We start from the raw sequence: 13,354 nt of genomic DNA, 5'->3' as shown, positions 1-13,354 counted from the left end.
TCCTTCATGCTTCGAAGATGTGGCGGCGGTTCGCCGTCGCCTCGAACTCCTCCAGGCGGCGCTGCGCCGTTTCCGGCGCCGCGTCGCACATGGCTTGCAGCAGCACCATGGCCATCGCCATGGGGCCGGTGTGCAGGTCGAACACGAGCTGGGTGCCGACCGGCGCGGGCAGCACCACGTCGGCGGCCTCGGCGACCGGACTGACCGCAGAGTCGGTGAGCGCGACCACGGCGAGGCCCAGCTCCTTCGCCTCCCGGATCGCTTCGAGCGTCTCCCGCGGATAGCGCGGCAGGACGATGGCCAGCACCGCGCTCGCCCCGGCCGCCCGCGCCTGGTCGAGGCGGTCGAGCAGGATCGTGCCGCCGCCGTCGAGCACCCGGACGTCCGGATGCACCTTCGCCGCGAAGTATCCGAAGTATCCGGCCAGCGGCGCCGCGGCGCGCAGCCCGAGCACGGGCAGCGGACGGCTGCCGACGAGCATCTGCGCGGCCCGCTCGACCGCGCTCAGGTCGCCGAGCTCGTCCGCCATCCGCTCGAGGCGTCGGGTCTCGGCCCGCAGCGCGTCCTGCATCGGGTTCTCGCCGGTCTCCGGCGGGGTGGCCGGCACCGCGGCCAGCGCCCGCAGCTCGCGCCGCAGGGCGGGATAGCCGGCGTAGCCCAGCGCCATCGCGAACCGGGTCACCGACGGCTGGCTCACCCCGGCGAGCTCCGCCACCTCTGCGGCCGACAGGTATGCGGCCGACGGCCCGTGCTGCACGAGACTGTGGGCGATGCGCCGCTGGGTGGGGGTGAGCCGGGCGCCCTGAAAGAGCCCGAGCACCCGCCCGCCCGTGCCGACCGCTGCTTCATTCACGTACGCAGACTATGCATAAAAACTTTCACTCCGCTAGTGCCACGCCTGGATTCGCCCGTGCGCGGCTGTGCGAGGCTGGCCGGATGCGGATCGCTTCGCTGCACACGTACCCGCTCAAGGGTTGTCATCGGCTGGACCACGAGGTGGCGGTGACCGAGCCCTGGGGTCTGGCCGGCGACCGTCGGTGGATGGCGGTCGACCCGGACGGTGTCGGCATCACCCAGCGTGAGGCGCCCGCCCTCACCCGACTGCACGCGGTGCCGCGTCCCGGCGGGATCTCGCTCAACGGCTTCGACGTGGCCGAGCCGGCCGGCGGGCCGCCGGCGACGGTCCGGGTCTTCCGCTCGCAGCCCGAGGTGACCGCCCGGCTCGCCCCGGCCGCGGCGGCCTTCCTGTCGGACTTCCTGGGCCGTGACGCACGGCTGGCGTGGCTCGCCGACCCCACCGCGCGGCGGATCCGGCGCCATGCCGAGGAGGGCGACCGGGTCAACCTCGCGGACGGGTTCCCGGTGCTGCTGACCAGCGAGGCCTCCCTCGACGCGCTCAACGGCCGGCTCGACGAGCCCGTGCCGATGACCCGCTTCCGGCCCAACCTGGTCCTTGCCGGCGCCGATGCGTGGGCCGAGGACAAGTGGGTGGGCGGCCGCCTGCGCATCGGTGACACGACCTACCGGGTGGCCGAGCCGAGCAACCGTTGCCTGGTCATCACCATCGATCAGGAGACCGGCGAGCGCGGTGGCGAACCGCTGCGGACCCTCGGCCGGTTCCGGCGGCGCGACGGTGGGCTGCACTTCGGCGTCAACCTGATCCCGGACCTCCGCTCAGGCGAAACGGGTGTCATCCGGGTGGGGGAGTCTGTCTTAAGCGTGTCTTAGGAACGTTGCCCGCGGCCGTCGAGGCCCCGGAGTATGCCTCAGCGTGACAGCTCACCGCCTCCTGCGTCCCCGCTGGCTCGCCACCGGCGGCGCGGTGCTCCTGGCCGGCGTCCTCGGTGTGGCGATCCTGCTGCAGAACGGCGGTGGCGCGTGCGCGGCCCCGCCCACCAGCGCCAAGCGCCAGGGCAAGGCCACCTTCTACGACCTCGCGGGCACGGTGGGCAACTGCAACTTCGCGCCGCCCGCCGACGACCTGTACGTGGCCCTGGGCCGCAGCGAATACTCCGAGGCGCTGTCGTGCGGCAGCTACCTCGACGTGACCGGCCCCAAGGGCACGGTACGGGTCAAGGTCTTCGACTCCTGCCCCGAATGCACGCCCGGCTGGCTGGACCTGAGCCGCACCGCCTTCAAGAAGATCGCGGACCCGGTGCAGGGCATCGTGCCGATCACCTACAAGGCCGTGCCGAACGCGGCCACGCCCGGGCCGCTGAGCATCACCTTCGCCGAGGGATCGTCGCAGTACTGGTGAGCCGTGCTGATCGACAACCACGCCAACCCCATCGCCTCCGTGAGGGCCAAGGGGCCGGGTCGCGACTGGATGACCGCCTCGCGTACCGACTACAACTTCTGGATCATCGATCGGAACACCGGGAACGGGCCGTTCCAGATCGCGATGACCGACATCTACGGCAGAACCGTCACCGCGAAGGACGTCAAGCTCGTCCCGAGGAAGAAACAGGCGTCGACGTCCGCACCGACCGCCGCCAAGGCACCGGCGCCGAAGAAGAAGGCGAAACCGGCAGCGAAGCCGAAGGCGTCCCCGTCCGCCGCGCTGGAGGCCCCCGCGCCGCAAGCGCCCGTGGCGGACACCGGCGAGGACCTCGCGCTGGCCGCCGGGGCTCCGGCGCCGAGCTGTTAACCGCCCGGGCGGTTCGTGGAATGCTGGGAGGGTGAACCGGGACGACCTCGTCCGGCTGCGCCGGGCCCGCGATCGGATGGACCGCGACTTCGCCGAGCCGCTGGACGTGCCCGCGCTGGCCCGGGGAGCCCTCATGTCGCCGGGACACTTCTCGCGCAGCTTCCGGGCGGCGTTCGGCGAGACGCCGTACAGCCACCTCATGACGCGGCGGATCGAGCGGGCCAAGGCGTTGCTGCGCCGGGGCGACCTCACCGTCACCGAGGTCTGCTTCGCCGTCGGCTGCACCTCGCTCGGTTCCTTCAGCTCCCGCTTCACCGAGCTGGTCGGCGAGACCCCGAGCGCCTACCGGGCCCGGACCCACGAGACCGGGGCCGCGATCCCGGCCTGCTTCGCCAAGATCCTCACCCGGCCGGTCAGGAACGGAGAAGCCCGCGCGGCCTCGCCGAACGTATCGTGAGCTGCATGGACATCAAGGTTTCGCACTGCTTCATCACGGTCGACGACCACGACAAGGCGCTCGGCTTCTATCGTGACGTGCTCGGTCTCGAGGTCCGCAGCGATGTCAAGTTCGAGGGCATGCGGTGGGTGACGGTGTCCCCGCCGAGCCAGCCCGAGCTGGAGATCACCATCGAGACCCCGGACTCCAACCCCAGCTCCTCGGCCGAGGACAAGCGGAAGCAGTCGGAGCTGCTCGCCAAGGGCATGCTGCGCGGGCTCATCTTCGTCACCGACGACGTCGACGCCACCTTCGCGCAGATCCGTGACTCCGGCGCCGAGGTGCTGCAGGAGCCGGTCGATCAGGCGTACGGCGTCCGCGACTGCGCGTTCCGCGATCCGGCGGGAAACATGATCCGCTTCAACCAGCCGCGGAAGAACTAGCGCAGGTCCAGCCACATCTGCAGCTCGTCCCGGTCGTCGTCCGGTGCCACCCGGAGGGCGCCCGGGACCCGGCCGGTCTCGGTGTAGCCGAGCTTCGCGTAGAAGGCGTCCAGCCCGTGCCCGTCCCGGACGGTGACCTGGAGCCCGGTCAACCGCATGGCACGGCCGACGGCCTCCGCCTCTCGCATGAGCGCGGCGCCGTAGCCCCGGCCCTGGCTGCCGGGCAGCACCATCACCCGCTTGAGCACCCGCCAGTGCGCCTTGAGATCGAACCGGTTGTCCACGATGAAGAGCACGGCGACGGGCTCTGCGCCGTCCATCCCGACGAGCAACCGGTCGACGCCCGCCTCGACCCCGGCGAACGTGGCCTCGGCCATCGGGCGGACGTCGTCGACGGTGACGGGCGCGACGAACCCGATCGGGCCGCCCGCGTTGGTGACGTCGGTCCAGAGCCGGACGATCCGCTCCCGGAGGTCGGCGGTCAGCGGCGGGTCGAGCAGGAAAGACAGCGCCAACGCGTCCTCCTGCGCGAGCTGGGTGCGGAAGGCGGGACTTGAACCCGCACACCCTCACGGATACGGGCTCCTAAGGCCCGCGCGTCTGCCTATTCCGCCACTTCCGCCCGACGGGCCCGGGTGGGCCGTCGATCCCAGCAGTCTAGACGCTGGCCTGCGGATCCACCGCCCCGGCAGGGCCCATCGCCCCGGGCGCACGGCACGGCGGCCGCCTCGCGGATCCAGGCCGCATGACGGCCGCCGTGGGCCGGGGGTCCGCGGGAGGTGCTCAGAGGCGGAACACGCCAGACTTATCGGCATCTCGCCCCGGGATCCGCGAACTTCGCCCCGGAAGTCAGTCGAGACCCAGATCCCGCCGGAGCTTCGCGACGTGCCCGGTCGCCTTGACGTTGTAGAGCGCCTTCTCGATGGCGCCGTTCTCGTCGATCACGAAGGTCGAGCGGATGACGCCGGTCACCGTCTTGCCGTAGAGCTGCTTCTCGCCGAAGGCCCCGTACGCCGTCAGCACGCTCTTGTCCCGGTCGCTGACCAGGGGGAACGTGATCGCGTCGCGCTCGCGGAAGGTGGCCAGCCTGGCCGGGGTGTCGGGCGAGATGCCGACGACCTCGTAGCCCGCGGCCTGCAACGAGGCCAGGGAGTCGCGAAAGTCGCAGGCCTGCTTGGTGCATCCCGGCGTCATCGCCGCGGGGTACGCGTACAGCACGACCTTGCGGCCGCGAAGATCCTTCAGCGTCAGCGTGCCGCCACTGTCGGTGGGCAAGGTGAAGTCGGGGGCCGGATCACCCGGCGAGAGACGCTCAGTCATGCGTCCGAAGATATCCCCGCCGGAGCGGGGGAACGCAGGCGCAGCAGGGCGGAAACGGCCGCGCCGGCACCGGCGCCGAGCGCGACGAGCACCGCGGCGCGCGGGACCCAGCCCGGTCCCGGGAAGTTGACCACGGCCTGGGCGAGGACGCCCGCGTCGCCCAGGCCGCCGAAGATCGCCAGCGCGGTCCCGCCCAGGAACGCCAGGAACGGCGTGCGTCCGAGCAGGGTGGCGGCGCCGGCGGCCGTCGCGACCGCGGCCGCCCCGATGACCGGTGCCTGCCCGGGTACGCCCAGAGTCGCGCGCGTCACCGCGTACCCGAGGGTGATCATGCCCGCGACCAGCGTGACCGCGCCCACCCAGCGGAAGCGGCGCAGACCGATGGCGACCGTCGCGACGCCCAGCGCAGCCGCGCCCAGCCACCAGGCCCACGTGGCCGGCGGGGGCTCCCACGTCAGCGTTCCGCGCACCTCGAAGGGCGCCACGTCCTGACGCAACGGCACCACCCAGTCCCGGAGCCGATGCGCCCGGGTCGGGTCGGCCTGCGCCTGCGGCGGCAGGCCCGGGCTCAGCCAGTAGGTGCGCTGGTCGTGCCAGCGCACGGTCCGCTCCGCGGAGACCCGCTGCCACTGCGGTGCGGCGGCCGGGGAGGCATGCGTCGGTACGGTCGCATCACCGGCCAGCGTCTCGTTCATGTACGTGGCCGGCGAGTTGACGTTCTGGTACGTGCCGTCCGGCCGCACCTCCAGGTACGGCTCGCCGGAGTAGCCGAGCACCTCGACCGTGCGCCCGGTGTCGTTGACGAGCTCGAGGCGGGCGCCCGCCTCCACCGCGCGTACGGTCAGGCCCGGCACCGGGATGCTGAACCCGGTCACCTCGGTGCGGTAGGCGGTGGCGTCGGGCGCGTCACCGCCGTGCGCGGCGGCCGGGCCGGCCGGCGTGAGGACCACGCCGGCCAGCACGGCCAGGAAGAGGACGCCGCGTCTCATGCGCTGGCCGCCTCCACCGCGGCGGCCAGCGCCTGCGGGGTCGGACTGTCCAGTTTGGTGCCCGCGACCAGCACGGAGGGCGTGCCCGTGATCCCGCGCGACGACGCGGTGTCGGTGACCTTCGTGGCCCAGGCCGTGTAGGTCTTGCCGGTGATCGCGTCGGCGAACGCCTGGTCGGTCAGGCCCACCGATCTGCCGATCTCGATCAGCTTCGCGTCGTCGAGACCGGCGCCGCCCTCCGGGGGCTGCTGGGCGAAGAGCGCCTCGTGGTACTCGAAGAACTTGCCGCCCTGCGCCGCGGCCGCCGACGCGCCCGCGGCCCGGGTGGAGTACTGCGTCGAGGAGAGGTGGTCGAGAATGGCGATGGGGTGATAGCGCACCGTCACCTTGCCGGCGTCGACGAGCTGCGTGACCGTGGGGCCGATCGCCGTCTCGACCTTGCGGCAGAACGGGCACAGGAAGTCCTCGTAGATGTCGATCTGCACGGGGCCGGTGCCGCGGGCGAAGGCCGTGCCGTCGTCCACCGCGGCGGGCGGGACCGTCAGCTTGCCCGCGTTGGCCTTCTCCTGCCCGGCGGCGACGCCCCAGCCGATCAACCCCGCCATGACCAGCACCGTGACCACGCCGACGGTGGTCCAGAGCGTGACCTTGCGGCGGCGCTCCCGGGCGAGCTGCTCCCGTACCACCTGCTTGGCCTGTGCCCGTTTCTTGTCACCGTTGCTCACTGCCCGTCCCCCATCAGGATGCCGTCGATCGAAAAGCGGGTCCGCGGCCGCCACAGCAGGAGCCCGGCGAGCAGGAGGAAACCGGCGTCGCGGGCGATGTCCCACCCGTACGCCGGGTCGGCGCCGGCGCCCAGCTCGCCGCCCGTGCTGAAGCAGCCGCAGTCGATCTGCAGGCCGCGGGCCCACGCCGAGACGATCCCGGCGATGAAGATCAGCAGCAGGGCGGCGGAGAGGCCGGCACTGAGGCGTACGGCGAGACCGGCCAGCAGGAGCAGCCCGAGGGCGATCTCCAGGAACGGCTGGACGGCCCCGATGACCTTCGCCACCTCGTACGGAAAAAGCTGGTAGGCGTTGACCGCGCGTCCCGAGGCGGCCAGGTCGCCGACCTTCAGCCCGCCGGCGATCAGCCACACCGCGGCGAGGCCGAGCCGGGCGGCCGTCGAGATCCACGGCCATGCCGTCCGCGTACGTGTCTCCATGCTCACGCCCCTTAGTCGACGCGGGGCGTCGCCAGGTTCCGTTGTACCGCCTGGGGATTTGCTGTGTGATGGGCCGAAAGACCCTGGATCAGCTAGCGCGGGCCTCGGCGACCGCGGCCATCAGCTCGTCGCGGGCCCGCGCCACCCGGGAGCGGATGGTGCCGACCGGCACGCCCTCGACCTCGGCGGCCTCCGCGTAGGACAGGCCGAGCAACTGGGTGAGCACGAACGCCGTCCGCCGCTCCTCGCCCAGCCGGCGCAGCAGGTCGTTGCTGCCCAGCCGATGCGCCGGGTCGGGGTGCAGGCGGTGATCCGCGAAGGCCTCGGCGGCCAGGCGGGCGTCCAGCCGGCGCCGCCGCACCACACTGCGGAGGTGGTCGGCGCAGGTGCGCCGGGCGATGCCGAGCAGCCAGGTGCGCACGTGCGCCCGTCCCTCGAACCCGGGCAGCGCCTTGAACGCCCGCAGGAACGTCTCCTGCGTCAGGTCGTCGGCGGAACCCGGGTCGACCAGCGCGGCCGTGAAACGCCACACCTCGGCCTGGGTGGCCCGCACCAGAGCGGACTGGGCGCCGGCGTCGCCGGACCGCGCCCGGAGGGCGAGCACGGTCAGAGAATCGCTGGCTGTCACGACCGCACATCGTACGCGGTGGAGAATTGTCCTACCGGGCGGGAACTATCGGGCCCGGGCGTCCGACTGTTCTTCGTCCGTCCGCGCCCGCGCGACCACGTTGTCGTGCCCTTCGAGCCATCGGGGAGCATTGCTCGCATGACCGTTGATCGACGCCGGGCTTCGGCGGCCCTGACCGGGCTGCTCCTCGGGCTCCTGGGCCTGCTCGCCGGGCCGGCGAGCCCGGCCAGAGCCCATGCCGCGCTGGTCGCCAGCGACCCGGGCGCCAACACGATCGTCCCTGACGCGCCCAACCGGGTCACCCTGACCTTCAGCGAGTCGGTGCAGCTCATCGCGGGCAAGATCCAGGTGCTCGCCCCCGACGGCAGCCGCGCCGACCAGGGCGAACCGCAGGCGGCCGGCGGCACGGTGACCATCCCGCTGCGCTCCGGCGGCGCCCGCGGCACCTACCTGGTGAGCTACCGCGTCGTCTCCGCCGACAGCCACCCGGTGGCGGGCACGCTGACCTACTCGGTGGGGGCGACCTCCACCCCGCCGAGCGAGTCGGACGCCGCGCAGGCGGTCGACCCGGTCGTGCGCGCCCTCATCCCGGTCGGCAAATACCTCGGGTACGCCGGCCTCGTGCTGCTCGTGGGCCCGGTGCTGGTGCTCGCGCTGCTGTGGCCGCACCGGCTCTCCCGGACCGGGCCCGCACGGCTGGTCTGGACCGGCGTGGGCCTGGTGCTCGCCGGCACGGTGCTGGGGCTGTGGCTGCAGGCGCCGTACACGACCGGCAGCGGGCTCTTCGATGTCTCCGGCGGCGACCTCCAGGCCGTGCTGGGCAGCACGTTCGGAGCGGTGATGCTGGTCCGGCTCGGCGTCATCGCCGCGGCGGCGTTCCTGCTGCGCCCCCTGCTGCGCGGCGACGGCGGCGAGTCCAAGGCCGACCTGGCCCTGCTCGGCGTCCTCGGCGTCGCGGCGCTGGCGACCTGGCCGTTGACCGGGCACCCGACCGCCTCGCCGGTGGCCGGCGTCTCCGTCGTCGTCGACGCGATCCACCTGGCCGCGATGGCGGTCTGGCTCGGCGGGCTGGTGATGCTGACCGGCTTCCTGCTGCGGCACGCCAACGAGGGCGAGCTCGGCGCGATCCTGCCGATCTGGTCCCGCTGGGCGGCCACCGCCGTCGCCGCGCTGATCACGGCGGGCGTCGTGCAGGCGCTCATCGAGGTCGCGTCCTTCGAGAACCTCTTCGAGACCACGTACGGGCAGCTGATCCTGGCCAAGGTCGGCCTCGCCGCCGTGGTGATCGCGATGGCGGCGTTCTCCCGCAAGCTCGTGCGCAGCCGCAGCGCCGAGACCGGCCCGCGCACCCTGCGCCGCGTGGTGCTCGCCGAGCTGGCGGTCACGGCGATCGTGCTCGGCGTGACGGCGGCGCTCGTGCAGATCCCGCCGCCGCGCACGGCCGAGGCGGCCGAGACCGGGGCCACGTCCAGCACGATCACGCAGACGGTGTCGGACAGCCGGGTGTCGTTGCAGGTGGACGTGTTCCCGGCCACGGTGGGCAACAACTCGCTGCACCTGTACGCGTACACGCCGGACAACAAGCCGCTGCCGGTCGTGGAATGGACCGCCACGGCGGCCCTGCCGTCCAAGGGCATCGAGCCGATCGAGGTGCCGCTGCTGCGGATCACCGACTTCCATGCCATCGGGGACATCGCGCTGCCCATGGCGGGGGAGTGGACGTTCAAGTTCACCGTACGCACGAGCGAGATCGACCAGTCCACGCTGACGGTGAAAGCCAAGATCTCCTAGCGCGCGTCGTCGCGAGGGCCGGTCCGCGCACGCCGGCCCTCGCGTGTTTTTGCTCTCCCCAAGGTTCTTTCAGCGGCACCCTTTATACCGGTAGGGGCTGAAGTAACCGTTTATCCATTTTGGTGTTATTTCGGTCTGTATGGTCTGCCGCAGTACCACCGAGAAGGGGGAGATCGAGATGCGGGTGCTCCGCACGATCCTCGGCATGCTGTTGCTGACCGTCGGCATCCCGGCACTACTGGTAGGCGGCGCCTTCTGGGCCGCCATGCAACACCGGGATGCCGGAGGCGCCTTCAGCGGGACGATGCAGCGAGTGGCGACCTCCGGGTACGCCATCGTGGTCGACGACGTCGACACCCTGCTGCGCAAGGACGCCCCGTTCGCCCGCCTCGGCGACACCCGGCTGCGCATCACGGCCGCCTCCTCCGGCGCCCCGGCCTTCGTGGGCATCGCACCCCGCGGGCGGGCCGACGCGTACCTGGCCGACATTCCCCGCGTCTCCGTGTCCGAGATCGACCTCGGCACCGGAGCCCTCCCGGTGACCGGCAAGCTGGTCCCCGGCACCCGCGCCCCGGAACAACTGCCGGGCCGCGAACGCATCTGGATCGCCGCGGGCACCGGAGCCGTCGACTGGAACCCCACCGAGCTGCGCGGCACCGAATACAGCCTGGTCATCATGAACCCGGCGGCGCAGCCCGGCGTCCGCCTCGAATCCACCGCGGGCGTCCGCCCCGGCTGGCTCAACCAGGCCACCTGGTCCCTGCTGACCGCCGGGAGCATCCTGGTGATGATCGGCATGATCGTCCTCGGCTGGCCGTCCCGCCGCCGCGAGGTCGTCTACATCGTGGAGCCCAGCCAGGTCCCGGACCTGATGCAGGCGATCGGCGCCCCGCTCCCGCTGAGCCGCGTCGGCGGAGGCCGCCATTCGGCGACCCACCGCCCCCGCACCCTCGCCGACTGCCAGCCCCGCAGCCGCCCGCCGTCGCTGACCTGGCCGCCGTCGTCGTCGAAGAACCAGCCGTCGGCCCGCGGCCCGGCCATCCCGATGCCGGCCTCACCGGCGGTCGCTCCGTCGGTGCCCGCGGCCGCTCCGTCCTCGCCGGCGGTCGGCCCTTCGGCGCCGGTCGGCGTGCCGGCGGTCGGGTCGCCCGGCATGGTGCCGGACGCCGCTGCCGTGCCGGTCCCGGCGGGACCGGTCCCGGTGATCGCGGGCTCGGCCCCGGCGCCGGTCGCTGCGGGCTCGACCTCCGGTTCCACGACGAGCACGGTGGCCCCGTCTTCGCCCACGGTGGCGCCGGCTGTTCCTTCGCCCGCGTCTCCGCTCCCTTCGCCTGCTTCCCCGGCGTCCACGGTTCCGTCGCCGGATTCCGGGGCCTCTTCGTCCGCTCTTTCGTCGGACCCCTCGGCGTCTTCGCCGGTTCCGTCGCCGGCGCCCTCCTCGGTTCCTTCGTCGGTTCCTTCGCCGGCGCCTTCATCGGTTCCTTCGTCGGTTCCGTCGCCGGCGCCGGGAGAGCCGCTGGGCCTGATCACGCCTCGGGCCACTCCGGCACCGGCCCCCGTGGCCGGACCAGCGCAGGCAACCTCGCCGGACCCGCTCTTCGGCCGTGGCCCGAACCGGGCCGCCCGCCGCCGGACCACACCCCAGCCCACGGACCTGCCCATCTTCGAGGCATCCGCGGTCGGAGCCTGGGTCGCCGAAACAGCGGCGGCCCGAGCCCGCGAAACAGAGGCCTGCGCGGTGGCCGCCCTCAACGTTTCCCGCAAAGCAGCATCCACCGCCGCGGCGAAGCAGCCAAGCACCCAGCCCACCGACGCCCAGTCACCCGTCACCACCGATCCGGCCGCGGCCGGTCCCGACGCGACTAGTTCGGCTCCCGTTCGCCCGGCCTCCTCCGGCCCGGTGAAGGGCTACGACGTCTTGGTGGTCGGTCTCTCCGTGGCCTCCGCGACGGATGAGCCGGTGCGCACCGAGACCGCGAGCGCCTCCAAGCCCGCTGGGTCGGGCACGGCGGTGCGCACCGAGCCCGCCGAGCCCACCAGGCGCGCCGAGCCCGCGGAGGCTGCCCAGCGCGTCGAGCCCGCTAAGGCCGCTGAGCCCGCTAAGGCTGCTGAGCCCGCTAAGGCTGCTGAGCCCGTCAAGGCTGCTGAGCCCGCCAGGCGCGTCCCGGCCGAGGCCGCTCAGCGCGTCGAGGCCGCCACGCCTGTCGAGCCCACCAAGGGTGTCGAGGGCGCCAAGGCTGCCGAGCCCGCCGACCGTGCGGACACGGCTGAGCCTGCCCCGTGCGCCGAGGCCGCTCAGCATGGAGAACCCGCCGAGTCCGCAGATGAGAAGGGTGCGTCGGCCGGCACCGTCGGCGCCGCGCCGAAGCCCACCGCGCCTGCCAAGAACCCGCCGCGGAACGCCCTCTTCGGCGGGCCGCCGGCGAACGCCTGGGCGGCGACCGGCCTCACCCGGGCCGACTCCGGCCGGGTCGGCACGACCACCGGCACGCCCAAGCCCGACGACCAGGCTGCACCGAGCAAGCCCGCCAGCCCGGCCGCACAGGACAAAGGTGCCAGCCCGACCGCACAGGACAAAGGTGCCAGCCCGGTTGCGCAGACCAAGCCCATCAGTCCGGCTGCATCCAGCGGATCCACCGGCCCGTCTGTGCAGGACAAGCCCGTCAGCCCGGTTGCGCAGGGCAAGCCGGCTGGTCCGGTTGCGCAGGGCAAACCGGCCGGTTCGGTGGCGCAGAACAAGGCTTCCGGTTCGGTTGTGCAGACCAAGCCAGCCGGTCCGGTTGTGGGGGACAAGGCTGCGGGTTCGGCAGAGCATGGCGGGTCGCAGAAGCCGGCTCCGGTCAATGCGGACACCACGCCCACGCCGGCCAGGCCGGTTTCTCCGGGGCCGGTCTCGCCGACGAAGCCTGCCGCACCGGCGCCGGTCAGTCCCGCGCCTGCGCCCTCGCGGCCCTCGGTTCCCGGGCCTTCGCGGCCTGCCGAGCCGGTCCGCGAACCCGTGCCATCGGGGAAGACCGAGGCAGCCGGGGTCGCTCCGGCGGCTACTGTGCAGCGCCCTTCGGCGTGGCCGCCGGTCTCCTCCGGCTCGGGTGAACCTGCATCCGGCTCGGTCCGCGCCGCCGCGAGTCCTACGGGTGCCGCGGATGCAGCGCCGAAGGTCGAGACGCGGATCGCCGGGCAGCGCACCGAGCAGGCTCAGCCCGCGGACACCAAGCCGGAGCAGCACACGGACGCGGACGTGAAGCCGGAGCAGCGCACCAACGCGGACGCGAGGCCGGAGCAGCGCACCAACGCGGACGTGGAGCCGGAGCAGCGCGCTGGCCTTGATGTGAGGCCGGAGTCGAAGGCTGTCGCGGATGTGCAGCCGGAGCAGGAGCAGATCGCCGGGAAGAATTCCGGAGAGGCGTCGAGCACGCGGCAGCCTGTCAAGCGCGGGTTGTTGGGCAGCTACAAGGACGAGGTTGCCGAGCTGTTGGGCGGTGCGAAGGCCAGGCGTCGGCGCAATGTCACGGCGTCCGGGTTGCCGGCTCCCGATCCGGACAGCCAGGAGCCTCCTATCAAGGTGACTCGGCCTTCTCGCCGGGGTCGCGGGCAGGCCAAGGACTGATCGGAAGCCTCGGGCGCGCAGCCCGGGGCTTTCTCGTTCCGCAGGAGGGCGGTACCGAAAGGGCCCTCCGCGCTGCCGACGCGGAGGGCCCTTTACCGGGGGAAACGGAGTAACCGAAGGGGGGCTTCGTCCGTTAAGCCCAGTTTAGCCCCTACCGGGGCGAACTGGGTAGTCCTGGTGTCAAGACGGGCAATCTAGGGTGAATCCGGACGCCTGGGCGCGTTGAGTATCGAACAGGTGGGTACGACCGGGCGTCCCGCACGTCACCAGTTCGTGCGCGTAGGCTGAT

At 72.5% G+C, this 13,354-nt stretch carries 14 protein-coding genes and 1 tRNA gene; 7 read left to right on the top strand and 8 right to left on the bottom strand.

The genetic code is table 11. The features are described from left to right. Window positions 1-4 precede the first annotated feature (4 nt). Complete coding sequence (locus EDD30_RS13225) at window positions 5-853, bottom strand: MurR/RpiR family transcriptional regulator (RefSeq protein WP_071808526.1); 849 nt, start codon at window positions 851-853, stop codon at window positions 5-7. An 83-nt stretch (window positions 854-936) separates the two neighbouring features. Between EDD30_RS13225 and EDD30_RS13220 the strand changes: the two genes are divergently transcribed. The 5 genes from EDD30_RS13220 (at window position 937) to EDD30_RS13205 (ending at window position 3,526) form a co-directional block, all read left to right on the top strand. Next, entirely contained in the window at window positions 937-1,728 is a 792-nt protein-coding gene (locus EDD30_RS13220) for an MOSC domain-containing protein (protein ID WP_071808525.1), read from the top strand. A gap of 43 nt (window positions 1,729-1,771) precedes the next feature. Beyond that, entirely contained in the window at window positions 1,772-2,257 is a 486-nt protein-coding gene (locus tag EDD30_RS40595) for an RlpA-like double-psi beta-barrel domain-containing protein (RefSeq protein WP_244945234.1), read from the top strand. Window positions 2,258-2,260: 3 nt separating this feature from the next. After that, window positions 2,261-2,647 carry an expansin family protein gene (locus EDD30_RS40590; RefSeq protein WP_244945233.1) on the top strand — a complete coding sequence of 129 codons (387 nt, stop codon included), beginning with the start codon at window positions 2,261-2,263 and terminating at the stop codon, window positions 2,645-2,647. Window positions 2,648-2,723: 76 nt separating this feature from the next. Then, window positions 2,724-3,104 carry a helix-turn-helix transcriptional regulator gene (locus EDD30_RS13210; protein ID WP_071808548.1) on the top strand — a complete coding sequence of 127 codons (381 nt, stop codon included), beginning with the start codon at window positions 2,724-2,726 and terminating at the stop codon, window positions 3,102-3,104. A 5-nt stretch (window positions 3,105-3,109) separates the two neighbouring features. Next, window positions 3,110-3,526, top strand: coding sequence for a VOC family protein (locus EDD30_RS13205; protein WP_071808547.1), 417 nt, complete (start codon window positions 3,110-3,112; stop codon window positions 3,524-3,526). Here EDD30_RS13205 and EDD30_RS13200 read toward each other — a convergent pair. The 7 genes from EDD30_RS13200 to EDD30_RS13170 all read right to left on the bottom strand — a co-directional run bounded on the left by EDD30_RS13200 (window position 3,523) and on the right by EDD30_RS13170 (window position 7,667). Next, window positions 3,523-4,041: a GNAT family N-acetyltransferase gene (locus EDD30_RS13200; RefSeq protein WP_071808524.1), complete on the bottom strand. Its 519-nt coding sequence runs from the start codon at window positions 4,039-4,041 to the stop codon at window positions 3,523-3,525. The genes EDD30_RS13205 and EDD30_RS13200 overlap by 4 nt on opposite strands. Before the next feature lie 23 nt (window positions 4,042-4,064). Further along, a tRNA-Leu gene (locus tag EDD30_RS13195) sits at window positions 4,065-4,148 on the bottom strand. 227 nt (window positions 4,149-4,375) lie between these two features. Continuing rightward, the gene (bcp, locus tag EDD30_RS13190; protein WP_071808523.1) at window positions 4,376-4,846 is read right to left on the bottom strand and encodes a thioredoxin-dependent thiol peroxidase; all 471 of its coding nucleotides are present in this window, start codon (window positions 4,844-4,846) and stop codon (window positions 4,376-4,378) included. Beyond that, window positions 4,843-5,835 carry a hypothetical protein gene (locus EDD30_RS13185; RefSeq protein WP_170208268.1) on the bottom strand — a complete coding sequence of 331 codons (993 nt, stop codon included), beginning with the start codon at window positions 5,833-5,835 and terminating at the stop codon, window positions 4,843-4,845. The genes bcp and EDD30_RS13185 overlap by 4 nt, the downstream gene beginning before the upstream one ends. After that, on the bottom strand, window positions 5,832-6,560 hold the full coding sequence (locus EDD30_RS13180) for a DsbA family protein (RefSeq protein WP_071808164.1): 729 nt from the start codon (window positions 6,558-6,560) through the stop codon (window positions 5,832-5,834). Before EDD30_RS13180 ends, EDD30_RS13185 begins: the two co-directional genes overlap by 4 nt. After that, window positions 6,557-7,039, bottom strand: a complete 483-nt coding sequence (locus EDD30_RS13175) for a MauE/DoxX family redox-associated membrane protein (RefSeq protein WP_071808165.1) — start codon at window positions 7,037-7,039, stop codon at window positions 6,557-6,559. Before EDD30_RS13175 ends, EDD30_RS13180 begins: the two co-directional genes overlap by 4 nt. Before the next feature lie 88 nt (window positions 7,040-7,127). Continuing rightward, complete coding sequence (locus EDD30_RS13170; RefSeq protein WP_071808166.1) at window positions 7,128-7,667, bottom strand: sigma-70 family RNA polymerase sigma factor; 540 nt, start codon at window positions 7,665-7,667, stop codon at window positions 7,128-7,130. 138 nt (window positions 7,668-7,805) lie between these two features. On the opposite strand from EDD30_RS13170, the gene EDD30_RS13165 reads away from it, so the two are divergent. Beyond that, complete coding sequence (locus EDD30_RS13165) at window positions 7,806-9,458, top strand: copper resistance CopC/CopD family protein (protein WP_071808167.1); 1,653 nt, start codon at window positions 7,806-7,808, stop codon at window positions 9,456-9,458. A 139-nt stretch (window positions 9,459-9,597) separates the two neighbouring features. After that, window positions 9,598-13,065: a hypothetical protein gene (locus EDD30_RS13160; RefSeq protein ID WP_123678271.1), complete on the top strand. Its 3,468-nt coding sequence runs from the start codon at window positions 9,598-9,600 to the stop codon at window positions 13,063-13,065. The last annotated feature ends 289 nt before the right edge of the window (window positions 13,066-13,354 follow it).

The sequence above is a fragment of the Couchioplanes caeruleus genome (assembly GCF_003751945.1).
In the GTDB taxonomy this organism is placed as follows: domain Bacteria; phylum Actinomycetota; class Actinomycetes; order Mycobacteriales; family Micromonosporaceae; genus Actinoplanes; species Actinoplanes caeruleus.
The sequence above is the reverse complement of the archived record's forward strand: the minus strand, read 5'-3'. Positions and strand labels throughout refer to the sequence as shown.